The organism is Sorangium sp. KYC3313 (assembly GCF_052075895.1).
GTDB lineage: Bacteria > Myxococcota_A > Polyangia > Polyangiales > Polyangiaceae > Sorangium > Sorangium cellulosum_B.
Window position 1 is genome coordinate 1,442,321 of the sequence record NZ_CP197255.1, and the last position, 26,480, is coordinate 1,468,800.

General features: G+C 69.6%; 15 protein-coding genes. 5 read left to right on the forward strand and 10 right to left on the reverse strand.

Annotated elements, in window-relative coordinates; translation table 11 throughout:
• Nucleotides 1-16 precede the first annotated feature (16 nt).
• Nucleotides 17-2,524, reverse strand: coding sequence for a protein kinase domain-containing protein (locus ACSRUE_RS05640; protein WP_441290115.1), 2,508 nt, complete (start codon nt 2,522-2,524; stop codon nt 17-19).
• A gap of 280 nt (nt 2,525-2,804) precedes the next feature.
• Here ACSRUE_RS05640 and ggt point away from each other — a divergent pair, with 280 nt between their 5' ends.
• Entirely contained in the window at nt 2,805-4,631 is a 1,827-nt protein-coding gene (gene ggt, locus ACSRUE_RS05645; protein ID WP_441290116.1) for a gamma-glutamyltransferase, read from the forward strand.
• An 844-nt stretch (nt 4,632-5,475) separates the two neighbouring features.
• Nucleotides 5,476-10,440, forward strand: a complete 4,965-nt coding sequence (locus tag ACSRUE_RS05650; RefSeq protein ID WP_441290117.1) for an AAA family ATPase — start codon at nt 5,476-5,478, stop codon at nt 10,438-10,440.
• Nucleotides 10,441-10,522: 82 nt separating this feature from the next.
• On the opposite strand, the gene ACSRUE_RS05655 is transcribed toward ACSRUE_RS05650, so the two are convergent.
• Both ACSRUE_RS05655 and ACSRUE_RS05660 read right to left on the reverse strand, forming a co-directional pair.
• Nucleotides 10,523-11,527 (reverse strand): terpene synthase family protein, encoded by a 1,005-nt coding sequence (locus ACSRUE_RS05655; protein WP_441290118.1) that lies wholly within the window; start codon nt 11,525-11,527, stop codon nt 10,523-10,525.
• A gap of 47 nt (nt 11,528-11,574) precedes the next feature.
• Nucleotides 11,575-12,708, reverse strand: coding sequence for a cytochrome P450 (locus tag ACSRUE_RS05660; protein ID WP_441290119.1), 1,134 nt, complete (start codon nt 12,706-12,708; stop codon nt 11,575-11,577).
• 1,470 nt (nt 12,709-14,178) lie between these two features.
• Between ACSRUE_RS05660 and ACSRUE_RS05665 the strand changes: the two genes are divergently transcribed.
• The 3 genes from ACSRUE_RS05665 to ACSRUE_RS05675 all read left to right on the forward strand — a co-directional run bounded on the left by ACSRUE_RS05665 (nt 14,179) and on the right by ACSRUE_RS05675 (nt 17,364).
• Nucleotides 14,179-14,847, forward strand: a complete 669-nt coding sequence (locus ACSRUE_RS05665; RefSeq protein ID WP_441290120.1) for a TetR/AcrR family transcriptional regulator — start codon at nt 14,179-14,181, stop codon at nt 14,845-14,847.
• Between the two features lie 22 nt (nt 14,848-14,869).
• Nucleotides 14,870-15,634 (forward strand): SDR family NAD(P)-dependent oxidoreductase, encoded by a 765-nt coding sequence (locus ACSRUE_RS05670; protein ID WP_441290121.1) that lies wholly within the window; start codon nt 14,870-14,872, stop codon nt 15,632-15,634.
• 203 nt (nt 15,635-15,837) lie between these two features.
• On the forward strand, nt 15,838-17,364 hold the full coding sequence (locus ACSRUE_RS05675) for an ATP-binding cassette domain-containing protein (protein ID WP_441290122.1): 1,527 nt from the start codon (nt 15,838-15,840) through the stop codon (nt 17,362-17,364).
• A gap of 46 nt (nt 17,365-17,410) precedes the next feature.
• Here ACSRUE_RS05675 and ACSRUE_RS05680 read toward each other — a convergent pair whose 3' ends face one another.
• From ACSRUE_RS05680 to ACSRUE_RS05710, 7 genes are all read right to left on the reverse strand, one after another.
• Nucleotides 17,411-19,633, reverse strand: coding sequence for a S46 family peptidase (locus ACSRUE_RS05680; protein WP_441290123.1), 2,223 nt, complete (start codon nt 19,631-19,633; stop codon nt 17,411-17,413).
• Between the two features lie 337 nt (nt 19,634-19,970).
• Nucleotides 19,971-20,231 (reverse strand): hypothetical protein, encoded by a 261-nt coding sequence (locus ACSRUE_RS05685; RefSeq protein WP_437296350.1) that lies wholly within the window; start codon nt 20,229-20,231, stop codon nt 19,971-19,973.
• Between the two features lie 111 nt (nt 20,232-20,342).
• Nucleotides 20,343-22,319: an ABC-F family ATP-binding cassette domain-containing protein gene (locus ACSRUE_RS05690; protein ID WP_441290124.1), complete on the reverse strand. Its 1,977-nt coding sequence runs from the start codon at nt 22,317-22,319 to the stop codon at nt 20,343-20,345.
• Between the two features lie 163 nt (nt 22,320-22,482).
• A complete protein-coding gene (locus ACSRUE_RS05695; RefSeq protein WP_441290125.1) occupies nt 22,483-23,241 on the reverse strand; it encodes a hypothetical protein in 759 nt (252 codons plus the stop codon).
• 459 nt (nt 23,242-23,700) lie between these two features.
• Nucleotides 23,701-24,228 carry a hypothetical protein gene (locus ACSRUE_RS05700; RefSeq protein WP_441290126.1) on the reverse strand — a complete coding sequence of 176 codons (528 nt, stop codon included), beginning with the start codon at nt 24,226-24,228 and terminating at the stop codon, nt 23,701-23,703.
• Complete coding sequence (locus ACSRUE_RS05705; protein ID WP_441290127.1) at nt 24,221-25,537, reverse strand: DUF3696 domain-containing protein; 1,317 nt, start codon at nt 25,535-25,537, stop codon at nt 24,221-24,223. The genes ACSRUE_RS05700 and ACSRUE_RS05705 overlap by 8 nt, the downstream gene beginning before the upstream one ends.
• Nucleotides 25,538-25,616: 79 nt before the next feature.
• Nucleotides 25,617-26,399, reverse strand: a complete 783-nt coding sequence (locus tag ACSRUE_RS05710) for a carbohydrate-binding family 9-like protein (protein WP_441290128.1) — start codon at nt 26,397-26,399, stop codon at nt 25,617-25,619.
• Between the last annotated feature and the right edge of the window lie 81 nt (nt 26,400-26,480).

Consider the following 26,480-nt stretch of genomic DNA (forward strand, 5'->3'; position numbering starts at 1 on the left):
GGCGCCGAGCCCCGGGCTACCGCTTCTTCTTCGCCTTCGGCGGTGCGCTCGGCTTGATATCGATGCTCGTGGCCCCCTGGCACGGCACCTGCGCTGTCACACCCGCGCTGAGCCACTCGGGGAACTTCGTCTTCCCGGCCCGGCCGACGCGCACGAAGAAGCGGCCGCAGCGCACGGCCAGCGCCTGGTTCACATCCCCCGCGTACTTGCCGGTCATGTAGACGCTCCCCGGCTGCGGAAACCCCACCGTGAGCAGGCCCTGATCCTTGGGCAGCGACGCAGGATTGCCCCCCTGCCGCGCCTGGCTCGCGGCCTCCTTCGCCGCGGCCTCCTTCGCCGCCGCGGCCTCCTTCGCCGCGGCCTCCTTCGCCGCCGCGGCCTCCTTGGCCGCGGCCTCCTTCGCCGCGGCCTCCTTCGCCGCGGCCTCCTTCGCCGCCGCGGCCTCCTTCGCCGCGGCCTCCTTCGCCGCCGCGGCCTCCTTCGCCGCCGCCTCCTTCGCCGCGGCCTCCTTCGCCGCTGCCGCCTCCTTGGCTGAGAGCGTCTTCGCCGCCTGCGCCTTCCCGGCCGGAGCCTTCTTCATGGGGGGCGACTCGCTCGCCGCGGACGTCGCCGCGGCGACGGGCTCGACGATCGCGGGCGCCAGGTCCACCGCGACAGCCGGCTCGGGCGGATCCCGCCGCGCCACGTAGATCCAGAGCCCCGCCACCACCGTCGCCGTGATCGCCGACACCGCGATCGTCCCGGCGGGCGACAGCGAACGCGGCGCTTGCCATGCCAGCGCAGCCAGCCGCGGGCGCCGCGACGACGCGCCGGCCGGGGGCGACGACTCCACCGGAGAGCCGCCGCGGCCCTCCGCGCTCGGCCTCGGGTACGGCACGCCCCCGGGCGGCGTCAGGCCCGATGAGCCGTCCAGCGGCACCGTCACCCCGGACGGCGTCAGGCCCGTTGCGCCCATGGGCACGGTCACGCCAGAGGGGGTCACCGGCGAGCCGGAAGGCGGCTTGGGCGGCGCCCCCAGGAACGCGGGCGCGAGATCCGCCGGGAGGGCCGGCGGCGGACCGAAGCGGATCGCCTCCGGGATCACCGAGGTGGTCGGCACGAAGCGGGCCACCTCCGCGCCCGTGCCAGGCATCGTCGTGCCGTCCTCCTCGAATATCGGATCGACCTCGGTCAGCGTCGGCGGCCCGCCCTCCTGCGGCCCCTCGTCGGCCGCCGCCGCGTCGCGCTCCGCCGCGCGCTTCGACGCCTCGAACAGGCGGCCGAACGTCTCGCGATCCGGCAGCGCGGGCCTTCGTCCGTCGATGCCCTTCGCGCCGTCGCCCCTCACCTCGGACGCCGCCGGCACCGGGATCGTGATCGGCTCGGGCGCGCCGATCGACGCCTTGCCGTCCTGCCGCGCCGACCCGATCAGCGCCTCGGACGCCCCCGCCGAGGGAGGCGCGGTCTTCGCCTGCGCGCCGGGAGTCCGCAGCCTCGCGGCGCCGCCGTCCCTGGCCGCCTGATCCCTGGCGAAGAGATCCTTCGCGAGCCGCTTCGCCGCGTCCGCCGCGGGCCTCGCGGTCTGACCTCCCTTGCCCTTGACCGGGATCGTCGGCCGCCGGTCCTCCTCGTGATCCGCGTCCTCGATCTCGATCGTCGCGTGCGCCGATTGCACGCGCGTCACGAGCTCGGCCTTCCCCTTCTCCGGGCGAGCGACCTTCGCGAGCGCCTGCTCGATCTCGTGGACGGTGATCTTCCGATCGTCGGGCGCCGGCGCGAGGGCCGTGTCGAGCAGCGCCACGATCGGGCGCGGGATCTCCGGCCGGATCGTGGCGATCGCCTGCGGTCGCGTGCCGTCCGCGGGCGGCCGCCGCCCCGTGAGCAACGACCAGAGCAAGAGCCCCACGCCATAGATATCGGCCTTCACCGTGACGCGCTCGGCGCGCGCCTGCTCGGGCGCCATGTAGCCCGGCGCGCCCTTGACCACGCCCGCGATCGTATCCGGCGTGCGCCCGAGGATCTTGCCGATGCCGAACCCCGTCAGCCGCACCTGCCCGTCCCACCCGATCACGATGTTCTCCGGGTGGAGGTTGCGATGGATGATCGGCGTGGGGCTGCCGTGCTCGTCGACGGACCCGTGCGCGTGCGCGAGCGCCCCGGCGATGCAGTGGACCAGGTAGTAGACCGCCGCGTCGGCGAGCTTCTGCTGCCGCGACGCGAGGTGCTGGTGCAGCCGATTGAGGTTCACGCCCTCGACGTGCTCGAGCACGAGGACGAGCCGGCCGGCGTGCTCGAAGAAGTCGAACATCCGCACGATCGCCGGGTGGTTCATCGTCGCGCAGATCGACGCCTCGCGGGCGAGCTCGTCGGCGAAGCGCGGGTCACCCTCGGCGGTGTTCGGGACGAGCTTCAGCACGCAGACGCGGCGAAACCCGAGCGGCCCATCCAGTCGCCCGAGATAGACGCTGGTAGGCCCAGAACCGGACAGGCGCCGGAGAATCTTGTAGGCCCCAATCGTCTCGGGAGCGGGCTCCGTCGGAAACATCCGGGGCCGATCATACCCAAGCGGGGCGAAGCCCCCAAGCCAACGACCAAGACCGATCACTTCGCGGCGCCGGGAGGCGTCCCCGGGCGCCTCGGTACGAGCCCATGCTCCACGCGCCCTGTACGGCGCGTCGCTCTCTCGTTCGCCAGAGAGCGGTACAGCTGATCAGCAGATGCCCGAACAGCTGTGACGGATCCCCGTGGAGAACCCTCCGGCCGCGCTCGCGCGGTCGCGCCTCCGGCCTTCGAGCGGCGCGGGGCCTGGGCTATAAGCCGCCGCGATGAAGCTCCGCGCCTGGCATCGATTGCTCGCCGTCGTCCTCCTCGCGGGCTGCGAGGCCGCCGTCCCGCCGCCTCCGCCCGCGCCGCCCCCGCCCCCGTCGCCGAGCGCCGCCCCGGCCTCGGCGCCCGCGCCCGCGCCCGCGCCGGCCACGCCGGCGTCGCGGTTCCCCGCCGGGTGGCCTTACCCCGAGGGCGCGCCGCCGGTCCGGGGCCCCTCGATGGTCACGAGCGACGCCGGCCTCGCCACGAAGGTGGGCGCGGAGGTCCTCGCCTCGGGCGGCAACGCCGTCGACGCGGCGGTCGCGACGGCGTTCGCGCTGGCCGTGGTGCACCCGACGGCCGGCAACCTCGGCGGCGGCGGGTTCATGGTCGCGCGCGTCGGCGACAAGGAGCACGCGCTCGACTTCCGCGAGACCGCGCCGGGCAAGGCGACCCACGACATGTACCGGGGCAAGGACGGCAAGGCCACGGAGAGCGCGCGCGTCGGCCACCTCGCGGTCGGCGTGCCCGGCAGCGTGGCGGGGCTCTGGGAAGCGTACGACAAGCTCGGCTCCAAGAAGAAGACCTGGGCCGAGCTCGTCGCGCCCGCGATCCGGCTCGCGAAGGAGGGCTTCCCGGTCGACGAGAACTTCGCGACGACGGTCAAGGCCGCGTCGGGCAAGCTCAAGCGCTTCCCGGCGTCGGTCGCGCTGTTCCTGCCGGGCGGCGCCCCCATCGAGATCGGCGCCACGTGGAAATCGCCCGAGCTCGCGGCGACGCTCGATCGCATCGCGGAGAAGGGGCCCGCGGGCTTTTACGAGGGCAAGACCGCCGAGCTCTTCGTGGCCGAGATGCGGCGGGGCAAGGGCATCATCACGGCCGCGGACCTCAAGGGCTACAAGGCGAAGTGGCGCGAGCCCGTCGTCTTCGAGTACCGCGGGCGCCGCGTCGCATCGATGCCGCTCCCGTCGTCGGGCGGCCTCGCCCTCGCGATGATCGCGCACCAGCTGGACGGGCTCGACGTCGCCAGGCTCGGCTGGCACTCGCCGTCGCACGTGCACGTGGTCGCCGAGGTGATGCGGCGGGTGTTCCTCGCGCGCAACGAGGTCCTCGGGGATCCCGATTTCGTGAAGAACCCGGTGGAGGAGCTGCTCTCGGTCGCGTGGGCCGAGAAGCAGCGCGCCACGATCGCGGCCGACCGCGCGACGCCTACGGACGAGCTCGCCCGCGGCGCGGCGGTCAAGGACTCGGGCGGGCGCGGCCCGCACACGACGCATTTCTCGGTGGTCGACGCGCAGGGCAACGCCGTCGCGCTGACCACGACGCTGAACGGCTGGTACGGCTCGGGGGTGACGGTGACCGGCGCCGGCTTCGTGCTGAACAACGAGATGGATGACTTCGCCGTCGTGCCCGGCACCCCGAACCAGTTCGGCCTGGTGCAGGGGGAGGCCAACTCGATCGCTCCCGGCAAGCGCATGCTCTCGTCGATGTCGCCGACGATCGTGACGGGGAAGGACGGGCGCGTGGAGCTCGTGCTCGGCGCCGCCGGCGGCCCGACGATCCTCACTGCGGTGTTCCAGATCCTCTCGAACGTGGTCGACTTCGGCTTCGACGTGACCACGGGGGTCAACGCGCCGCGCTTCCACCAGCAGGACTACCCCGACAAGCTGTTCGTCGAGAAGGGCGGCTTCTCCGACGAGCTGAGGAGCGCGCTCGGCGCCATGGGCCACACCCTCGACGACCGCGGGCACATCGCCGACGCGCCGTCGATCGGCCGCGAGGGCGCCGCGTTCGCCGGCGCGCGCGAGCCGCGGCGGCCCGGCTCCGAGGCGGCCGCCGGGAAGTAGCGCCGGCGGGGCGCCGCGCCCCACATCGGCTCACGCGACGCCTGCGTATCCCACAACGGGCGGGATCCGTGGCCTGCTCCGGACCGGCAGACCGGCGCCGCGGCGCGCTCGGGGGCGCCGCCAGGCGGGGAGCCTCGACAGCGAGCCACGCCCCGTCGACGGACCCACCCGACCCACGTGACCCACCCGATTCACGTTGTCGCCCGCCGGGCGACGCATGTTGTCGGGACAACATCGCAACGATCAATCGGTCAGGCGTCTCCCTACCTCTCTCCCAGGGACCAATCGCCTCTCATTTCAATGGCTTACCGCCTCGAGACGCGCCGCGCATCAGGCAATTCCCTAAGGGAATCCCTCCTTGTCTGGCGCACGTTGGCCGTTCCCCGTTCCCGGCACGCGCGTGCGCCCAATGGACTGTGGCGCCCGTCCTCGTGGCGTCATCGCGTGATGCGCTTCCGACGGCCCTCTTCGCCACGGAGCGCCGTGAGTCCGGGCGACGAGGCGACGCTGTGTCGCATTTGCTCCTGACCCTCGAGCCGAGTCGTGCTTCGCTCGCCTGACGCGCGGCGTCTCGGCGGCGGAGCCCGCCAGGAGCGCTCGATCCGCGCGCGGCGCCGCGGCGGTTCGACCTTGACACAACCCGTCCGTTTCGATTGCGTAGGGCGATGCGCCCCGCCGAGCATGTTTGCTGCCCCGGCGGATCGCGCGGCCGCCTCTCGCCTTCCTTGAGTTCAGCGCCCGAGGAGCTGCCGTGAAGCGGGGGGCTGCGGCTTGACACGGACCGAGATACCGACTGAACGCCGCGCTGGGTAAATAGCCCTGTCACTCCAGGGGGGTCGCCGTCATGGTGGAGCTGTTGAATCACGAGTTGCTCGAGACGCTGCACGATGGTGCTCGCAGCAGCGTCTATCTCGGCCGGAGGAAGAGCACGGGCAAGATGTGCGTCATCAAGGTCGCGCGCAAGGGCGTCAATGGCACCCGCAACGTGGCGATCCTGAAGCGCCAGTACGAGATCACGAAGCACCTCGACCTCGATGGGGTCGTGCGGGTCCACGAGCTCGAGGTCCGGCTCGATTACGCCGCGCTCGTCATGGAGTACTTCGCCGGCCGCTCGCTGCGGGCGATCATCGACGGCAACGGGCAGGGCGTCGGGCTGGCGCAGGCGGTGAGGATAGCGCTCCAGCTCGCGGACACGCTCGGGGCGATCCATGAGCGGAACATCGTCCACAAGGACATCAAGCCGAGCAACATCATCGTCGACAGCGACGTGCGCACGTCGAAGCTCACGGACTTCTCCATCGCCTCGCTCCTGCCCGGGGAGCGCGCGGCGGTCGTCGACCCCTGGTCGGTCGGCGAGGGTACGCTGCAGTACATCTCGCCCGAGCAGACGGGCCGGATGAACCGGTCGATCGACTTCCGCTCGGACTATTACTCGCTCGGGGTCACGCTCTACGAGCTCACGACGCGGCGCCTCCCGTTCGAGACGACGGATCCGCTGGAGCTCGTGCACCATCACATCGCGAAGACGCCTGTCGCGCCGCACCTGATCCGGCCGGCGATCCCGGAGGCGCTCTCCCGGGTGATCATGAAGCTGCTCTCGAAGACGGCGGAGGAGCGGTATCAGAGCACCTTCGGCCTGAAGGCCGATCTGACGGCCTGCCTCGACATGCTGGAGCACGGAGCCCCGGTGGCGGACTTCGTGCCGGGGAGGAGGGACAAGCCCACGCGGCTCCAGATCTCGCAGAAGCTCTATGGCCGGCAGGGCGAGGTCGGCGCGTTGATGGCGGCCTTCAGGGACATCAGCGGGTCGGGTCCGGAGGCGGCGGCGGGTGGCCGCTCGGAGCTCGTGCTCGTGGCCGGTTACTCCGGCGTGGGCAAGTCGGCGGTCGTCAACGAGATCCACAAGCCGATCGCGAAGGAGGCGGGCTACTTCGCCGCCGGGAAGTTCGACCAGTTCACGCGCAACGTCCCGTACGCGGCCGTGCTCGCGGCGCTGCGGGAGGTCGTCCGGCAGATCCTGACCGAGAGCAGGAATGAGCTCGCCGACTGGAGGGCCAGGATCCTCGCGGCGGTCTCTCCGAACGGGCGGGTCATCGCCGAGGTGATCCCGGAGATCGAGCTCATCATCGGCGAGCAGCCGCCCGTCCCGGCGCTGGGCTCGATGGAGACGCGGAACCGCTTCAACCTGACGTTCCGGAACTTCATCGGCGCGATCGCGCTGAAGACGCGGGCGCTCGTGCTGTTCCTCGACGATCTCCAGTGGGCCGACACGGGGTCCTTGAACCTCCTCAGCGTGCTCCTGGAGGACCCGGACATCCGCCATCTCTTGCTGATCGGGTCGTACCGGGACAACGAGGTCGACGACGCCCACCCGCTGACGATGACGCTGGGCGCGCTCCGGAAGAGCGAGGCCCGCGTGCGCACGATCACGCTGACGCCGCTCGGGCCCGATCACGTCAACCAGCTCGTGTCGGACACGCTCGACGCGCCTCGGGAGGAGTGTCGCGAGCTCTCGGGCGTCATCTTCGCCAAGACGCACGGGAACCCGTTCTTCACCATCCAGTACCTCGAGAGCGTCTGCCGCGAAGGCCACCTGCGCTTCAGCTCGGAGACGGGCGCCTGGCGATGGAACATCGCCGACATCCAGCGGATGGAGGTCGCGGACAACGTCGTCGACCTGATGGTCCGCCGGATACAGGGCCTGGGTGAGGCGACGCAGCGGGTCTTGAAGCTCGCCGCGTGCATCGGCAACCAGTTCGATCTGAGGATGCTCGCCCTCATCCACCAGAAGAACCGGCGCGCGACCGACGAGGACCTCTGGGGCGCGCTGGACACAGGGCTCGTCGTGCCCGTCGACGGTGAGTACGGGATCGCGCGCTTCCTCGACGACGCGGACGAGGAGGCGGTCACGTTCAAGTTCCTCCACGACCGCGTGCAGCAGGCGGCCTACAAGCTGCTCCCTGAGGGGGAGCAGAAGCGGATCCACCTGGAGCTGGGGCGGCTGATACTACGGGAGAGCCCTCCCGCGTCCGTCGAGGACCGGATCTACGACATCGTGATGCACCTCAACATGGGGGCAGAGATGATCGTGGACAGGCGCGAGCGCGAGGAGGCCGCGACGCTCAACCTGAGGGCCGGGCAGAAGGCGAGGCGCTCCACGGCGTATGGCCCCGGGGTGCAGTGCCTCCGCGCGGCCGCGGCGTTCTTGCCCGAGGACTCGTGGGAGACGAACCACGAGCTGTCGCTCACGATCTACACGGATCTCGTCGAGCTGGAGTACCTGACGATCAACTTCGACCGCGCCGAGGCGTGCGCGAAGATCGTCGTGGACCATGCAAGGGACGTACTGGAGAAGATCCGGGTCTACGAGACGCGCATTCAATTTTACATGTCGCAGCATCGACTGGCGGATGCTCTCGACATCGCCCTGGCTGTGCTTGCCATGCTGGAGGTACCGCTCTGCCAGGCGCCGCCCGCCGACATCGACATACCTCACCTGGCGGAGCGGCCGGTGCTCGCCGATCGGCGGATGCTCGCCGCGAACCGGATCCTCGTCTCTGCTTTTCCAGCGGCTGTCCTGACAAAGCCCCACTTCGTTCCGCTGATCGCATTCACCATGATGGACATATGCGTACAGCACGGGATCTCCCCTTCCGCGGCATACGCCTTTGCGATCTATGGCCATATTCAGTGTAGCGTGATGAACAATATAGATCATGGGTTCGCGCTGGGCCAGCTCGCGATCGAGCTCACCCATCGCTTCGGGGCGATCGAGCTCGAGCCCAAGATCTATACCCTCAATTACATCGCGATCCATCACTGGAAGCGGCACCTGAAGGAGACCATCGAGCCGGCGCGCCACGCGGTCCAGGTCGGGCTGGAGACAGGAGACATCGAATATGCCGGATACAGCTCCTGTCAGTACCCCACCTACTCCTTATTTACCGGGGAGGATCTGGAGACGGTCGAGCAACGAATGACGCATTCTATCGAGCTCGCGCTGAAGCTCAATCAGCAGTATCCGCTGTATTATGTAAAGATCTGGAAGCAGCTCGTGCGCAGCCTCCGAGATCCATCTTCCGATAAGCAGCGGCTGGTCGGCGAGAGCTTCGACGAGACGTCGATGATTCCTTGTCTCGAGCACAACAGGACATCCCTGTTTTGCCTACACCTCGCGAAGGGCATGTTGCTCTACCTCTTCGGCGAGCCCAAGCTCGCATACGACTGCCTTCGCGCCGGAGAGGAGTACCAGGACGCGGTGGGTTTTGCCACCGTCGTGCAGCAGAACTTCTATTGCTCGCTCTCGATCCTCGCTTCCTTCGATCGACTCTCGAAGGAGGAGCAAGACGCGGCGCTCGCCAAGGTCGACGCGAACCAGCAGAAGCTGGGGATGTGGGCACACCACGCTCCGGAGAACAGCCAGCACAAGCACGACCTGGTGAGCGCGGAGCTGGCCCGCGTGGGGCGCTCGATGATCGAGGCGATGGCCCTCTACGATCGCGCGATCGAGGGAGCTCGACAGCACGGATACATCCAGGAAGAGGCGCTAGCGTGTGAGCTCGCGTCGTCGTTCTACCGAGGGATGGGTCGGGGCGAGATCGCTCAGCACTACATGACGATGGCCTACCGGGGCTATGCTCTGTGGGGCGCTGATGCGAAGTGCCAGAGCCTCGTCGCCGCGTTCCCTCATCTGAGGCTCGAGGGGAGGCCAGACCAATCGACGTCGGTGACGGTGACCTCCACCCACGAGGACGCGGTCCTGGATCTGCTCAGCGTGGTCAAGGCGTCGCAGGCCGTGGCGAGCGAGATCGTCCTGGAGAGGCTCCTGGAAAACCTCATGACGATCGTGCTCGAGAACGTCGGCGCGCAGTCCGGCATGATGGCCCTCGCGCATGGCGATGCCCTCTTCGTCGAGGTGGAAGGGACCTTTCAGCCGAAGCAAGTTCACGTGCTCAAGTCTGCGCCCGTCGTCTCGTTCAGCAGAGCGCCGCTCTCGATCATCAGCTACGTGCAGCGTACCCAGAAGGCCATTCTGCTGGACAATGCGACGGAGGAGGCCAGATTCGCTGCCGACCCTTACATCCGAGAGATACGCCCGAAGTCGGTCATCTGCGCTCCGATCATCCGGCAGAATCGGCTCGTCGGCGTGCTCTACCTCGAGAACAACCTGTCCACCGGCGTATTCACGCAGAACCGCCTCGATCTCCTGAAGCTCCTCTCGACGCAGATCGCGATCTCCATCGAGAATGCAAAGCTCTATGAGAGGCTCGAGCAGGAGGTAGCCGCGCGCACGGAGGAGCTCCGGCTGTCCAACGAGCAGCTCCGCGACGTCAACGACCAGCTGCAGGTGGAGCTGGGCGAGCGGGTCCGGCTGCAGGAAGAGCGCGTCCAGATGCAGGAAGCCATCATTCAGACGCAGCGGGATCGGCTCTTCGAGCTATCAACGCCCTGCATACCGATCACCGATCAGGTCATGGTGATGCCGATCATCGGAACCATCGATGAAAGACGGGCGGCGCAGATGATTGAAACCGCGATGCAAGGGGTCGCGTCCAGCTCTGCCAAAGTCGTGATCGTCGACGTCACGGGGGTCAAGAGCGTGGACACAAGCGTCGCGAGCAGGCTGATGAGCTTGGCCCAGGCGGTGGGATTGCTCGGAAGCAAGGCTATTTTGACGGGGCTCCGCCCTGCGGTGGCGCAGAGCTTGGTCGCGCTCGGCGTCGACCTCGGCTCGATAGAGACCCGCTCCAATCTCAAGGCAGGTATCGCCTACGCGATGCGGCGGACGGCGACGAGACTGCACGCGTAGGGAGCCCCCTTTCTCACGACGCGCCCCGTGACGCCGGGCGAGCCCCTCGCAAGCGCCACGCGCCCGGTGGACTCCCTTGCCTTCATCCAGCGCGCACGATCAAACTTTCTAGTCCAGAGTAGCGACCGGCTTCGAGAGCCCAGCGCTGGTTCCCGGCGATCATGGCGTCGGCCGCGTCCAGGTAGAGGCGGATCTCGTCGTCCGCCCAGAGCGCGAGCACCTTCTCCTTCACGCCTTGGTACTCCGCGACCCGGCGATCGTGCATCTGCTTGAGCCGGTCGACCGCCTCTCCCAGCGTGCTCACGCATTCGTTCCGAAGGACGACGATCAGGTTGTGCGACTCGCCGTTGCTCAGCTCCTTCCCGAGCGAGAAGTAGTCGTTCGTCCAGCAGAGGATGTCATTACATATATCGCGAACCGCCTGAATCAATGGATGCTGGACGACCTCGAGCGGCAGCGGCCGTTCGAGCAGCAGCTCGAGCAGGTCGCAGTAGGTATAGACGGCTCCGCTGTAGCGCCGCATCATCAAATACTCTTCGAGGTCCGGGACCCTCATCTGCTTTCGGTTATTTGCCTCCCACAGGTTGGCCTCGTAGTAGTACTGAAAGTGCGAGAGCCATCGATTCAGGAAGAAGTGTGGATGGCTGCGTCGGATGCGCTCACGCACATCGAGCATCCCGCGCGTCAGGGGATCGCTCATGTCCACTTCGGTGTATCCGAAGAGCTCCCCCAGATACTTTTCATTGAGACACTCGACGGACTCCGGGTCCGTGCTGAGCTGTCCCTCGTCGTACGCGTCATCCAGGAGGAACAGCGCGGCAGTGAAGTCCGATGCCAGCTGGAGCGTCTCGGTGCTTGCGGACGGCAAAAGCCACGCCGCCAGCTGGGAGAAGTTCGTCGCCTTGAGACGCGAGAGCGACCGACCGTCTGGCACCAGACGCAACCGGCGAACCCACGCCAGGGTCCTTTGCTCCGCGACCTCTCGCCCGGGGTGACACGACGCAGCAAATGGATATTCGAATACACCAGCATCGCCCTTACTGACGACAACGCTGGTTCGATCAGATGACATGACGAACTCCGCCACAAGACGATTCCATGGAGTAGAGACATTCTCACGACGAGAGCATGGTCCTACCAGATCCCCTGGACGACCGGCGACTCACGCGCGGCGGTCGCTGAGGCGGGGATCACCTCGATGGGCAGCGCCACCGGGGAGCGCGTGTTGAGAGCCGCTTGCCACTCGAGACGGTCGGTACGAAGCACGATGCGGTGGCACCGACGCAGGAGCTCCTCCAGCACAATGCGGGCCTGCACCCGGGCCAGGAAGACCCCGAGGCAGAAGTGGGCACCATGGCCGAATGCCAGGTTGGCCTGATCGCCACGCTCCGGGTTGAAGCGGTCCGGCTCCTGAAACCTCGCCTCGTCGCGCAGACCCGAGCTGATGAGCAGCGCGACCACGGCGTGGGCGGGCAGACGCGTACCGCCGAGCTCCGTCTCGGTGAGGGTCAGTCGCATCGTGGCGTGCACAGGCGCCTCGAAGCGCAGGACCTCCTCTATGAAATGCGGGATGAGCGCCGGCTCCGCACGTAGGCGATCCATCCACATCGGACGCTGGGCGAGGATCAAGACCATATGGGTCATCAGCGACGTCGACGTTTCGAGCCCTGCCACGAGGAGCAGGGAGAGGAGGGATACGAGGTCCTGGTCCGTGATCCCATCGTCGTCCCTCCGAGACCGGATCAGCTCACTTACCAGGTCGTTCTCCAGCCGACGCCGGCGGCTCGCGAGTAGGCCCAGCATGTACTGCTCCATCTCATCGATGGTCCTACGCACCTCGGCGATCCGCGCGTGATCTTCTGGAGGTATGACGCCGACGATGACCAGGTCAGTCGCCCATCGCTTGAAGTGCTCCTCCAGCCCTGGATCAAATCCGATCAACTTGGCGAGGACGCTGACCTGCGCGCGGCTCGCGAACTCGGAGACGAACTCGACGACACGATGCTGCACCAGGCCGTCCGTGAGCCGCACGGCCACGGATCGCATGTGGTGCTCCAGCGTGCTCACCATGTTGGCGGTGAACGCGCGGCTGCTGAGGCTGCGCAGCTGTCCGTGCCGCGGCGGGTCCGCGAGGATCATGGATCCGGACAAGGGATTTTGACGCCCCAGGAACGGGGGCTCGGTGGCCATGCGCAGCCCCGCGGACGAGAACACCTGCGTGTTCTTGCACGCCGCGACGATGTCATCATACCGGGTGACCACCCACATCCCGTTGGGGTCCACCTGACACACGGGCGACTCGCGGCGCAGCGCCGCGTAGAAGGGGTACGGGTTCTCTCGGACCTCGGGGGCAAACAGATTCAGTCGACTCATCGCGCTCTTCCTGTGGCGAAGGCAGGACGCAGCCGCAACACCATGGCGGCACGCGTCGTTCAGCCTGGAGTGTGGTGTTCCCTCGGATGACGCGCTGGGCGACGCGATGGCGTCGATTCGGTGCTGCCCTGAGGCAGCTGGCCCCTAGCGCTGAAAGGAGCACGAAACGGAACCCGCAAGCCGCGTTGCCGCGATGCTCCAGCGCGTGGTCACCTGGGCGCATCTCCCGCGAGCAGGGCGCTGAACAGCCGCCGCGCGGTCCGAGCCAACGCTCGGCGTCCGCACGACACGGCTGCACTCCTCGGTCGTCGCTGCGCTCGCCAGGATGCGAGCATGCGACTCACGAGCGCCTGGATTGCTTCCAGGGCATCTCCCGGTGCATCATGAGACCAGAGCAAGCGAGAGAGCCGCTAGGCTCTCTTCATGGCTGCAGGGGTCCGATGGTTCGTGGGTGCTCCTCCATCTGATGACAGCATCCTATACCATGCGGACGAATGCGCAACTGTATTCTTATTTGCGGACTTCACACGACGACCTCGTCGTGATCGAAGCACCGCGGACAACGAATCTTCTAACACTTCCATGCGATGGCCGAGCCGCCACGACATGCCGCGTGAATAAAAATACATTTCAGCGTCTGCGAGCCCCGCCGCTCCAGCAGGCGCGGAGAACATCGACTGCCCCCGAGCGACACCTCGATGGCCATCCGATAGAGATGCGTTGCGATCGATGAGCGCAATGATCTCTGGATGATCGACGTCGTCTATCGCGAGCGGCTGTGCAGCAATGCAAGATGCAGTCGACTCGGCTTTCATCCGTGAAGGCATAGCGTGTGACCCGAAGCCGCCCCCGCTACGCTCCGGATGGAGCGAGCCGTGCAGACGAGAACGCTGCAGGCGCGCGTCGGCGCGAACGCCCGCGGCGCCTGCCTGGAATGCTGACGGCGAAGGTTTTCGCCATCGATGTGACGTGCATTGCAGGAATGCACGGCCGCACGAGAGTGCGCCGGCCTGCTATGCAAGATGAACGCCTCGCTCGAGAGGCGCGCGGTCACCCTTCCCAGCGTCGCCGGCCGTGATGCGGGTCGCTCGATGTCGCGCTCGGGTCGATCTCGTGACCTCGAAAGAGGGGGCCTCTCCCTGGAACCCTACCTCCTCCGGAGGCGCGCCGACCCGCGCCGGAGGCGCGTTTGGGACGAGGCCCGTTTGGGCTCGGGGTCACGCTCTGGGCACTCCCGGGTTGCGCCCAGGGGTCTCCTTCGTCGTGCTCAGGGCATGCCCAGCGCTGAACCGTTGAACAGCATCCAGGGGCGCGTCCAGCCCGCCTTGACGATGCGACCGATCGGTCATATGACTGACCGGTCGCATGCCGAAGAGCACGTTCTTTGGGTTGCCCGAGGAGCGGCGGGGCCGCCTCGTGCGCGAGGCGATCGCCGAGTTCGCGGATCGCCCGTACGCCGAGGCCTCGCTCTCGCAGATCGCGCGCCGCGCCCGCATCCCCAAGGGGAGCTTCTATCAGTACTTCGAGGACAAGCTCGATCTCTACCGGTGGCTCCTGACCGAGGAGGTGCCGCGGCAGAAGCGCGCGTTCCTCGGCGCCGCGTGCCTGGAGGGCGGCTTCTGGGCTCGCCTGGAGGTCCACATCGAGCGCGGCATGGCGTTCCTCGTGGAGCACCCGCGCCTCGCCCGCCTGTCCGCCGCGGCCGCCGACCCGACCGCGACGGTCGAGGTCCGCGGCCTCCACAAGGCGATCTGCGAGGCCGGCGCCGCGGAGCTCCGGGCCCTGCTCGCGGAGGGCATCGCGAGCGGCGCCGTCCGTTCCACCGACACGAGCCTCGAGGTGGCGACCCGGCTGGTCGCCGCCGTCATCGGCCCCGGGCTGACCGACGCGGTGCTCCAGGAGCTCGGGGCCGAGCTCCACGACGTGCTGGCCTCCGACGCGCTGCGAAAGCAGCTCGGCCCGAAGCGCCGCCGTCGCCTCGCCCAGCAGGCGGTCCAGTTCATCCAGCGCGGCCTCGGCGCGAGCACCGCGTGATTCCACCAGGAAAGGGAGCTTCATGATCACCTACGACTTCGCCGGACGGGTCGCCCTCGTCACCGGGGGCACCTCGGGCATCGGCCTCGCGACAGCGCGCGCGTTCGCGCGAGGAGGGGCGCGCGTCGCCGTCGCCGCGCGCGACGGCGACGCCGGACAGCGGGCCTGCGCCGCGCTCGAGCGAGAGGGCGCGCCGGCGCTGTTCGTCCAGGCCGACGTGCGGGACGACGCCTCGATGAAGCGCGCCGTGGAAGAGACGATGAGGCGCTTCGAGCGGCTCGATTTCGCGGCGAACTGCGCGGGCGTCGGGGGCGACATGGCCCGCCTCGAGCGCGCCGATCAGGCGGTGTGGGACGACGTCATGGCGACCAACGCCCGCGGGATCTGGCTGGCCATGCGGCACGAGATCCCGGCCATGCTGGCGTCGGGCGGGGGCGCCATCGTCAACATGGGCTCCATCTACGGCGTCGCCGGGAAGCCGGCGCACCACGCCTACGTCGCGTCCAAGCACGCGGTCCTCGGGATGACGCGCTCGGTGGCGCTCGAGGTGGCGCCGCTCGGGATCCGCGTGAACGCCCTCTGCGCCGGCGTCACCCGCACGCCCGCCATGCAACAGGCGGAGGCGTTCGCGCCCGAGCTGGTGCAGGCGCTGGTCGCGCAGCATCCGATGGCGCGGATGGCCACCGAGGACGAGATCGCCGCCGCCGCGCTGTGGCTGTGCTCCGAGGGCGCGGGCTATGTGACCGGCGGCGCGATCCCGGTCGACGGCGGCTTCCTGGCCGCGTGAGCGCGCCGATTGCGTGGGCCTCGACCGTCTGTTAGAGAGCACGGCTGACGCAAGAGGAGAGTGCTCCGGTGAAGATCAGCTCCTGAATCGGTCTCCGTCGCAGGTCGCGAGCGCGACAGGTGGCATCCCTGCTCCCTGGCCGCGCGAGGCAGCCTGCCCGTCCCGTGACCGGGCCATGTGGCCCTCTGGATTCAGGAGCTCGTATGTCGTTGTTGCGCGCGCAGCGCCTCTCCTTCTCGTATTCCGACGCGTCCACGATCCTCGCGGACGTCGATCTGAGCCTGACGCCCGGGTGGTACGGGATCGTCGGGCCGAACGGCGCCGGCAAGACGACGCTCCTCCGGCTCTTCGCCGGCGAGCTCGCGCCCGAGGCGGGGAGCTTGCGGCTCGACCCGCGGGGCGCGACCGTCGCGGTTTGCCCGCAGGCCGTGGAGCACGCCGACGCGGCCATCCATGCGCTGGCCGACGCCGAGGACGGCGCCGCGCGCAGGTTGCGCGGCGAGCTCTTGCTGGATCCGGCGGAGCTCGGGCGCTGGGCCACGCTGTCGCCCGGCGAGCGCAAGCGGTGGCAGATCGGCGCGGCGCTCGCCGCGGCGCCGGACCTGCTCCTGCTCGACGAGCCGACGAACCACATCGACGCGGACGCGCGGGCGCTGCTCGCCAGCGCGCTCGCGGGGTTCCAGGGGATCGGGGCGTGCGTCTCGCACGATCGCGAGCTCCTCGACGCGCTGACCACCGGCACGATCCGGGTCGAGCGGGCCGCGGCGAGGCTCTATCCCGGCGGGTACAGCGCGGCAAAAGCGCTCTGGGAGGCCGAGGCGCGCGGGCGCGAGGAGGCGCACCAGCGGCTGCGCGCCGAGGAGCGGCAGCTCCGGCGCCGCCTCGGCGACGAGCGGCGGGCGCAGGCCTCGGCCGACGCGGACCGGAGCACGAAGCGGCGCATGAAGGGCCCGCGCGACAGCGACGCCCGGGGCCTGCTCGCGGACTTCCGCGTGTCGTCGGCCGAAGCGCGGCTGTCGCGCAACGTCGGCGTGACCCGGCGCAAGCTCGAGAAGGTGTCGGCCGAGGCGGGAGAGCTCGAGCTCGAGAAGGCGGTGGGCCGCAGCGTGTTCGTCGATTACGAGCGATCGCCCGCGCCGTGGCTCTTCGTGCTCGACGCGCCCCGGATCCACGCCGGCGGCGAGGGCGAGGGGCGGACGCTGCTGCGGGACGTGCGGCTCTCGGTCGGCCGCGAGGACCGCATCCGGATCGCGGGCCCGAACGGCGCTGGCAAGACGACGCTGGTGAACGCGCTGCTCGCCGGCGCGCGCGTGCCGGCGGACAAGGTGCTCCATGTGCCGCAGGAGCTCGGCGAGGCAGAGCAGCAGGCGCTCCTCGCGAGGGCGCGGCGCCTCCCTCCGGAGGAGCGCGGGCGGGTGATGTCGCTGGTGGCCGCGCTCGGGGTGGAGCCGGGGCCGCTGCTCGGGTCGGCGCGGCCGTCGCCCGGCGAGGCGCGCAAGCTGATGATCGCGCTGGGCCTCGGGCAACACGCGTGGGCGCTCGTGCTGGACGAGCCGACCAACCACCTCGACCTGCCCTCGATCGAGCGGCTGGAGCGCGCCCTCGCCGACTACCCGGGCGCGCTGCTCCTCGTCACGCACGACAGGGCGTTCGGGCGGAGCTGCACGTCGATCCTCTGGACGGTGGCCGGGGGAGAGGTGCGGGTGTCGTCCGACGACGCCGGCGCGTGACCCGCGCCGGCGTCCTCGCGATCGTGCTCTCGAGGTTGCGTCGCGCTCAGTCGATGGCCGGCTTGCCGCCCATCTCCTTCAGCACGGCGTCCGCGCCCGACACCGCGTCCATCACCCACTCCATGTAGCGGTGCTCGACGTGGATGGTCCGGGTGATCGACGGCATGAACAGCCAGTCGGACGCCATCGCCTCGTAGTTGCCGTCGAAGGCGAGGCCCACGAGCTCGCCGCGCGCGTTCAGCGTGGCAGAGCCGGAGTTGCCGTTCGTGATGTCGAGATCGCTCAGGAAGCAGACCGGCACCTCGCCGAGGTCCTTGTCCACGTACGGGCCGAACCGCTTCTCGCGCGCGGCCTCGAGCAGGGTCGTCGGGGTGTTGAACGGCGCCTCGCCGGTGCTCTTCTTCACGACCTCGCTGAGGGTGGTGAACGGGCGAACCACCGGCTTGTCGGCCTCCGGGCGGTACCCCCGCACGGTGCCATACGTGACGCGGAGCGTGCCGTTCGCGTCGGGCGCCAGGAGGCCGCCCCGGTGCGCGCGGAGCGCCTCGACGAAGCGCGGCTTCACGAGGGCCATCGCCCCGGCGTAGGCCTTGTCGCGCGCCTCGATGGCCTTGTCGACCGGCGCGAGCTCGAGCGCCAGGCGGATCATCGGATCCCGGCTCGCCCGGAGCTCCTCGAGCGTCGCCGTCTTGAGCAGCTGGATCCGGGTCGCCGCGTCCTCGAGCGCCGTCTTCTCGTAGAGCGCGTCGATCGCCGCGGCGATGCCCGCCTCCGTCTGTGCCTGCCCGCCCGCGAGGGCCCCGAGCAGCGCGGGCCTGTCCTTCGGATCGAGCCGGAGCGCGCGCCGCGTGGCCAGCTTGAAGGTGCTCCGATCGATCGCGCGGTCGTACGACTTCTGCAGCGACGCCTGCGCCTGCTCGAGGCGCTCCCAGTTGCGCTGCTGGTACTCGGCCTCGCGCTCGGCGTCGGCCTTCGGCCGCTCCTCCGCCATGCGCACGAGGGTGACCGCGGCGTCGAGGAGCCTCGCCGACGAGGCGATCTCCGACACGGCCGCGTCATGGTCGCGCGTCGCCAGCTGCCCGGCGTGCAGCGCCGCGATCCGCTCGATCGCGCCGCCGTAGGCCGCCTTGCGCTCGGGGTCGGCGTCGATCCAGGCCTTGAGGTCGCCCTCCTGCTTGGCCTTCTCCTTGGCCAGGCCGCCCTGGACCAGCCCGTCGAGCAGGCCGCGCGTCTTGAGCAGGTAGTTGGCGTAGCCCTGGATGGTCGGCTCCGCCTTGATCCGCAGGGCCGGGTCGTTCTTGCCGAGCTCCTCCAGGAGGGCGACCGACTCCTCGTAGAACGACACCCGCTTCGGGTACAGCCAGGAGACCGCGGACTCGACCTCCGCCGCGGTCCGGAGCCGGTTCGTCGTGCCGGGGTAGCCGGCGACCATCACCAGGTCGCCCTGGTGGAGCGGCGACGACGCGAGCTTCAGGTGGTGCGCCGGACGGTAAGGCACGTTGTCCTCGGCGTGGGCCGCCGGCCGGTTGTCCTTGCCGACATAGGCCCTGAAGAAGGCGAAATCGCCGGTGTGGCGCGGCCAGCGCCAGTTGTCGATATCACCGCCGAAGTTGCCGATCGCCTCCTGGGGGACATAGACGATGCGAACGTCCTTGATCTCGAGCTGCTCGATCAAGGACACCTGGCCGCCGCCGAAGTACTCGGCGATGGAGCAGCGGATCTCGGGGCGCCCCTCCTCGCACGCGGTCACGAGCTGCTTCTTGCGCTTCTCGATCTCCTCGTAGCGCTCGAGATCGCCCTGGATGGCCTCGATGCCGCGCCGCACCTCGGCGGTGACGTCGCGGAACGCGCGGGTCACGAGCACGCGCGCGGTGGGGCCGGCCCATCGCTCCTCGGCGCGGGATTTCGCGAGGTAGCCGTTCGTCAGGAGGTCCTGCTCCGGGGTGGAGTTGTACTGGAGCGCCCTGGTCGAACAGTGGTGGTTCGTGGCGATGAGCCCATCGGGCGAGACGAACGAGGCCGAGCAGCCGCCCAGGCTCACCACCGCGCCGAGCGGGGACGCCGTGGGATCGGCGAGCGACTCGGGATCGATCTCGAGCCCGAGCGCCTTGAGCTGGTCCTTGTGCTGCCGCATCTGCTCCGGCATCCACATCCCGCCGGGGTTCTCGAAGGGCGCCCCCTGACCGGGCTCGGAGCCCGGCGGCCTGGTATCGCCCGCTTGCGGCCGCTCCGAGCCGCAACCCGGCGCGAACGCGGAGACCGCGAACAACGCCAGGAGCGTATGACTACGTAGAGAGGAGTGAGACATGCGGTGTTGTTACCATCGTCAGTGAACAACGCAACCACACGGCAACTTTCTAGTAACACGAGACACAGTGGGACGGGCCTCCTGCGTGCGGAGACGTACGGATCCCGGCGAGAGGGCGGCGTTCCGTATGTGGTGATGGACACCGGATCTCGTCGATGTTCGTTGAGGCGAGCTTCGCCTGCTTCAGCGGGCTTGTCGGGACTTCATGTTCTGTGCGCCGGGCGGCCGGACTGGCATCCACGGCATTCCGGACAAGGCCGCGCGCGGAGGGTCGGTCGAGCAGCGGGGGCGATGTGGCTCAGTCGACCTGGTGAGCCCGGAATGCGGCGACGGCCCCGTGGGTCTCCAGGCAGCGGTGGATCCAGGCGGCGTCGCGCGCGCGCACGGCGATGAGCCGGACGTTGCCGGAGCCGTCGAGCGCCTGGAGGCCCTGGAAGCCGACCAGCGCGGCTTCCTGGAGCGTCATCACCTGCGCGCCTGTCTCGCTCAGGACCTCGTCGCTGAGCAGGCCGGCGCCGTCGGATCCCTCGGCGAGGTGCACCTCGAACACGGTCATCATGAGGCCATGGTCGCCGGGCGGCGCCGCGCCGACAAGGGCCCTCGTGCGAGGCGGATCGCCCCATGCGCCCCTTCACCGATTGCCGGCGGCCTCGCGCTCCGTCGCGCCCTGTCACGCCTTGCCGGCGGCCTCGCGCTTCGTCTCGAGCTCCTCCCAGCGGCTGACCAGGCGCGCCGCGTCCTGCTTGGCGCGCTCGAGCTCCGAGAGCAGCCCCGCCACGTCCGCGCCGCGGCTCGCGTAGAGCGTCGGGTCGGCGAGCTTCGCCTCGAGCTCGGCGACCTTCTGCTCGGCCGCGTCGATCCGCCCCACGATGGCGTCGAGCTCCGTCCGCTCCGCGAACGTGAGCTTCGGCTTGTCGCCGGCCCGCGCGGCCGCCTTCGCCGGCGCCGCCGCCGGCCGGGCCTCCGCCGCCTGGGCCTTGGCGGCCCGCGCCTCGGCCTCCGTCTCGAGCGCGGCGTTCGCGCGCTGCTCGCGGTAGGCGTCGTAGTTGCCCGCGTACCGCACGACCCGGCCGTCGCCCTCGAACGCGAGGATCGAGGTCGCCACCCGGTTCAGGAACCAGCGGTCGTGGGTCACGACGAGCGCCGAGCCGTCGAGCTCGATGAGCATCTCCTCGAGCGCGGCGAGGGTCATCACGTCGAGATCGTTCGTGGGCTCGTCGAGGATGATCACGTTGACGCTCTGGGTGAGCATCTTCGCCAGGGCGACCCGCGCCCGCTCGCCGCCGGAGAGCGAGCCCACCGGCTGCCGCGCCTTGTTCGGATCGAACAGGAACCGCTCCAGGTAGCTGCGCACGTCCATGGACCGGCCGCCGACCTCGACGCGCGTGTGCGAGCCCGCGATGTTCTCGAAGATCGATTTGTCGAGGTCGAGCCCGCTCCTGTGCTGGTCGAAGTACGCGACGCTCGAGTTCTTTCCGAGCACGACCTCGCCTTCCATGCGGGGCCCCTCGGCGGCCGCGCCGTCGCCCTCGGCGCCGAGCTGGCCGAGGATCGCGCGGAGCATCGTGGTCTTGCCGGTGCCGTTGCGGCCGACGACGCCGACGCGCTCGCCCTTGGTCAGGGTGAAGTCGAGGCCGCGCACGAGCCACTTGCCGTCGACCGCGAGGCCGAGCTTCTTCAGCTCGAGGATGGTCTTGCCGGTGCGCACCGACTCCACCGAGAGCTGCGCGGTCCGCTCCGCCTTGGGCGGCGGCGCGCTCTTGGTCATCTCGGCGCGCTGGATGCGGGCCTTCTGCTTGCCGGTGCGCGCCTTCGGCTGGCGCCTGAGCCACTCGAGCTCGGTGCGCAGGAAGTTCTGCCGGTTCGACTCGGTGCGCGCCTCGAGCGCGAGGCGCTCGGCCTTCTGCTCGAGGTACTCCTCGTAGCCGCCGTCGTAGCTGTAGACCTTGCCCTTGTCGATCTCGAGGGTGCGCTCCGCGACGCGGTCGAGCAGGTAGCGGTCGTGGGTGATGAGGAGGAGCGCGCCGGGGTGCTCCTCGACGAGGTAGCGCTCGAGCCACTCGACGGTCTCGACGTCGAGGTGGTTGCTGGGCTCGTCGAGCACGGCGAGGGCGGGCCGCGACACGAGGAGGCGGGCGAGCGCGACGCGCCTGCGGTCGCCGCCGCTGAGCACGCTCATGGGCGCGTCGGGCCGGGTGACGCCGACGTGGCCGATGATGGCGTCGACCTGGTGCATCATGTCCCACCCGCCGAGCCGCTCGACGTCGGCCCCGGCCTCGGCCTGCTCGGCGAGGAGCGCCTCGGCGTCCCCCGAGCCGGCCGCGAGCGCCCGGCTCACCTCGTCGTGGCGGGCCTTGGCGGCGTGCCAGGCGGAGAGCCCGGCGAGCACGACGTCGCGCGCGGTGTCGGTCGGCTCGAAGACCGGATCCTGCGAGAGGACGCCGATCTCGGCGCCGCGTCGGCGCGCGATGGTGCCGCTGTCGGCCTGCTCGACCCCGGCGAGGATGCGGGCGAGCGTGCTCTTGCCGGAGCCGTTGACGCCGACGAGGCCCACCCGCTCGCCCGTGCGGATGTTGACCGAGACGCCGTCGAGGATGGTCTGCGGACCGAAGGATTTGTGGAGATCGTGAGCGGTGAGGACGGGCACAGGGCGCGGAGCTTAGCGCAGCCGGGGGTGCATGCGCCGGCTTTGCTGGGCCGGGGGCTGGGCCCAGGACCGGATGGTTCGGCCCCGAGGGGCGCGGCGCCGCCCCGGCCCTGAGGGGACGCTGGAGTGAGATGCTCTCGGCCGGCGGGCGCCAGCGCAAGCGTCAGGGCGCGACGATCCGTCCGGGCGCCCCCTCGGCGCCCTTCTGGGAGTGGCAGCTGTTGCAATCGCCGCTCATCTGCGCGGTGAGCATCTTGCGCTCCTTGTCGCCCTTCACCACCCGTGCGGTGATCGGGAACTTGATGGGCGTGCGATCTCGGGCGGTGTCGAAGAGGAAGTTGCCTGACGCATTGACCGGCAGCTGGATCACCCGAGCGTCGGCGGTCGTGATCTCGACGACCACGTCCTCGGCATCCCCGTCGACGCCGAGGCAGTCGTCGGGCTCGTGCCCGGTCGGGTAGACGGTGCCGACGATCGGCAGGCGCGTCGCGACCCGCGGCTCCTTCATCGAGTGACAGGTCCGGCACGCCATGCCTGGGTGCATGAGCGGCGATTCGTGATCGCCCATCGTCCAGTGCTCGTCGCTGCTGCACACCGGAGCGTGCGCGAACGGATCATCGCCGCCCGTGCCCCCCGTACCGCCGGAGCCGCTCGCGGCGCCCGAGCCCCCGGAGCCACCGGAGCCGCCCGAGCCGGTCGCGTCGCCTGAACCGCTCGTGCTGCTGCCCGACCCGCTCGTCGGGTCCTCGATCCCCGTGCCCGTCGTGCTCGTCGTGGTGCCCGACGTGGTCGGCCCCTCGCCGCTCGAGCTCGTATCGTCTCCGCCCGCCGAGCCCGTCCCGCCCTCCGCGCCGGTGCCCTCCCCCGCACCGCCGCAGGCCACCAAAAGGATCGCTCCAACAAGAGTGAAGAACCGTGTCATCGCATGAACCTCCATCCATCCAGCCTGCCCACGGACGCTCGATCCCGGTATGTCGGGATGGGCCACGATCCGAGGCATGCAATTGCATGTCACGACTCTCAACGATCTTTCGCGTCGACGCAATAGCTCGATCGCGCTCTCGCATGGAGGCTACCGACAGCGGGCGTCGTGTCATTGCACGGCGACGCCACCCCGCCGCGCGAAATGTACAGCATCACGGGCCGCAAATGCTGTTGATATAACGTTTCGTTTTCAGGAAGCCGCGGACCTCACGAATGCTGTTGATGTAGCGTTTCGCTTTCAGGAAGCACGCCCACCTTGAGCTCGCCTCGTACGAGCCCACGACGCACCGCCCCACGACGCATCGCCCCACGACGCACCGCGACCCCATGGGGAGCGACGTTATGGTCCGGGTGGAGAACAACGAGGTCACGGTGCGCCAGCGCCACCGCAAGCGCATCATCGAGCGCCGGGAGGCACCTTCTCGGGGTTCTTGCGCCAGAACTCTCTCTGGCACCACGCCGGGAGGAGCTGCTCCACGATCACCCCTTCTGCGGAGAGCGCCTCTTCGTGCTCGTGCCAGTCGGTGTCGCACGCGTTCACGATGGTGCTTTGACCGCCTTCCGCCCGGTGCGCGAGGTGCGCCGCCACGAGCTTCTTGTCGGAGTTGTCGAAGCGAGCGAGCCGCTCGGGCACGACGGCGTACTCGCCGTCGTACTGCACGGAGACGAACGCCGCCGTCCGGAGCTTCTCCATCGCCACGACGAGGCCGTAGTCCTGGGCCGTCAGCTTCTTCCTGTACTCGCGCAGGATGCCGCGGGCCCTGTCGATGATCAGGCGGCGCCCGTCATCGGCGCGAAAATCCTTGAGCCACGCGAAGACGACCCTCCGCTCGCTCGTCGGGACGTGGGTGTCCTTGAACGGCGAGGCAGGATCGGCGGCGCTCGCGACGATGAGCACGTTGGTGTCGACGACATGATCAGCCACGTTGCTCGTCCTTCTCCATGCGGTCGAGCATCCGCTCCATCTGGCGCTCGACCTCGCCCACCGTGTCACCGAAGAACTTGTCGGGCCAGTTCGCGACCCGCCCGTACTCGTTCACCGCGAGCGGCTCGAGCACCGAATCCCCTCCATTGCACCGGGCAAAGTACATGGCGCACTCGTCCGGCGTGATGCGCTCCTCGGCCATCAACGTCTGGATCCGCCGGAAGAGGTGCTCCGAGTGCGTCTCGACGAGGAGCTGCACCCCGCGCTCTCGCACGGCCTCGACGAGCAGGTCGCCGAGCGCGGATTGCGCCAGCGGGTGCAGGTGGAGCTCGGGCTCCGACATGATCACCGTCGAGCCCTCGGGCGCGAAGTACGCCGCGGTGACCACGGGCAGGACCTGGGAGACCCCGAAGCCGACGTCGAGCAGGTTCGTCCGGTGGCCCTGGAAGGTGATCATGACCTGGAAGAACGTCGTCGCCTGGCGCTCGATCTCCATCCTGTCCGCGACCCCGAGCCGCGCGAGCCCCGCGGAGACCTGCTCGACGAGGCGGCCCCGCTCGGACCCGTCGGCGTGGCGGCCGACGAGGCTCGCGATCAGCGCCGGGATCGCGTGCTCGCCGCTCGATCCGAGCTGCCCTATCGAGCGCCCCGTCCACGCGTAGTGGCGCGTGGGCACGCTCCGGTGGGGCCCAATGTAGGCGAGCCGCCGGAGCTCCCGCGTCAGCGCGAGCGCGAGATCCTGCGCGTCCGCCCCCGCGGCGCCGAGGGCGGCGACCGCATCGGCCGAGAAGCCGACGGACCGCTCGGGCTCGTAGGTCCGCCGAGCTCGCCGGTCGTCGGGCAAGGGGCCGCCCGGCGCGGAGAGCGCGTAGGCGCCGTCTCGCTGGCGCGCGACGGCGTAGGCGCCCTCGACGGTGGCGTACGAGAGCCGCTCCACGTAGGGATTCTCGTCCTCGCCGGCGCCAACCTCCACCTCGTAGTCCACGGAGCCGAGCGTGCGCGGCGCGGCCCCCTTCCCGATGCTCACGGGGCCGAACGTCAGGCGGAAGCCGAGCCCGGCGCGCACGTCGCCCCCGGAGACGACGTCGGAGAGCCTGCCGAGGTCCAGCATCTCACCGGGCTGCCCGCCCAGGTTGAGCGAAAGCAGCCGGTCGGGCGACTCGATGGTTTGCTTCAGGAGCAAGAGCGGCTGGAGCAGGCTCGTCTTGCCGGCCGAGTTGACGCCGAGCACCAGCGTGAGCGGCCTGAGGTCGAACGCATGTGCGCCACGCCAGGACTTGAAGTTCCGGAGTCCGAGCTTCGTGAACATCCTCTGTTTCCCTTTCCAAGGAGGGCTCGCGCCGCAACGGGGTTCGCTGTTCTGTTGCTCGAGACGCCGGACGCGCAGGTCAGCGGTCCGGCGGATCGGCCCGGTAGCCCGGCTTCGGACCGGCCGGCGCGGAGGGCGCCGCCGCGGGCGCCCCCGCGCCGCCCGCCTCACCTTCGGCCGCGACGAACCGGACCCGACCGAACCGCCGCGCCCTGTGGAAGTTCCCCTCGCCCAGGATCGGCGACCACGCCGCCCCGCCGTTGTCCTGCATGGCGTAGAAGTTCATCCGCCACGCGTCCCCCGGCGACGGCGGCGCCGCCTTCGCCTTCGCGAACGAGCTCCACGGGATCTTCGCCTCGACCACGTACCCCACGTCCTCGTCCGAGCCGTCGTCGAGCGTCCCTCTCAGCGCGACCGCGCTCGTGAGGCCCGCGCTCCACGCCTCATGGCCGAAAGGCCCGCTCGGGCCGCCCCTTGGAGCGTTGTAGTCGTCGAACTGCGAGTCGAAGACGAGGTTCTGAGGGTTGATCTGAATTTCGTAATAGTCTTTGTTATCTCCGTCGCCGTCGGGATCGATCATCACCTCGACGGTGTCCCGCTCCCAGAGATGCGGATCCCGCGCGCCCTCGGGGAACCCGCCGGTGATCGTCCTGTCGCTGACGTCGAATCCGACGTAGAGGAACCCATCGTCCCAGAGCAGCCGCGCCTCGCCCTGCGTCGGCAGCGACCGGTCCTCGCGGCCCGTGCCCACGTTGACGAACGGGCCTGTCGTCGCCGCCGCCTGCCACGCCGGCTCGTCGAGGCGGCCGTCGATGGCGATCGCCGCGCCGGGCGCGAGCTTGCGCACCGAGAGCTCTTTCACGACAGCAGGCGGTCGTCTCTGGATCTGTCCGGCGCCCGCGCCGCTGCTCGCCGGCGCGCGACCCGTCGTCCCGGACGGCGC

Bases quoted from the DNA above. Each gene is read 5' to 3' on its own strand.
- ACSRUE_RS05640 (WP_441290115.1), bottom strand. From the start codon at position 2,524: ATGTTTCCGACGGAGCCCGCTCCCGAGACGATTGGGGCCTACAAGATT.
- ACSRUE_RS05660 (WP_441290119.1), bottom strand. From the start codon at position 12,708: ATGTGGGTGGTCACCCGGTATGATGACATCGTCGCGGCGTGCAAGAAC.
- ggt (WP_441290116.1), top strand. From the start codon at position 2,805: ATGAAGCTCCGCGCCTGGCATCGATTGCTCGCCGTCGTCCTCCTCGCG.
- ACSRUE_RS05670 (WP_441290121.1), top strand. From the start codon at position 14,870: ATGATCACCTACGACTTCGCCGGACGGGTCGCCCTCGTCACCGGGGGC.
- ACSRUE_RS05675 (WP_441290122.1), top strand. From the start codon at position 15,838: ATGTCGTTGTTGCGCGCGCAGCGCCTCTCCTTCTCGTATTCCGACGCG.
- ACSRUE_RS05705 (WP_441290127.1), bottom strand. From the start codon at position 25,537: ATGTTCACGAAGCTCGGACTCCGGAACTTCAAGTCCTGGCGTGGCGCA.
- ACSRUE_RS05685 (WP_437296350.1), bottom strand. From the start codon at position 20,231: ATGATGACCGTGTTCGAGGTGCACCTCGCCGAGGGATCCGACGGCGCC.
- ACSRUE_RS05665 (WP_441290120.1), top strand. From the start codon at position 14,179: ATGCCGAAGAGCACGTTCTTTGGGTTGCCCGAGGAGCGGCGGGGCCGC.
- ACSRUE_RS05650 (WP_441290117.1), top strand. From the start codon at position 5,476: ATGGTGGAGCTGTTGAATCACGAGTTGCTCGAGACGCTGCACGATGGT.
- ACSRUE_RS05695 (WP_441290125.1), bottom strand. From the start codon at position 23,241: ATGACACGGTTCTTCACTCTTGTTGGAGCGATCCTTTTGGTGGCCTGC.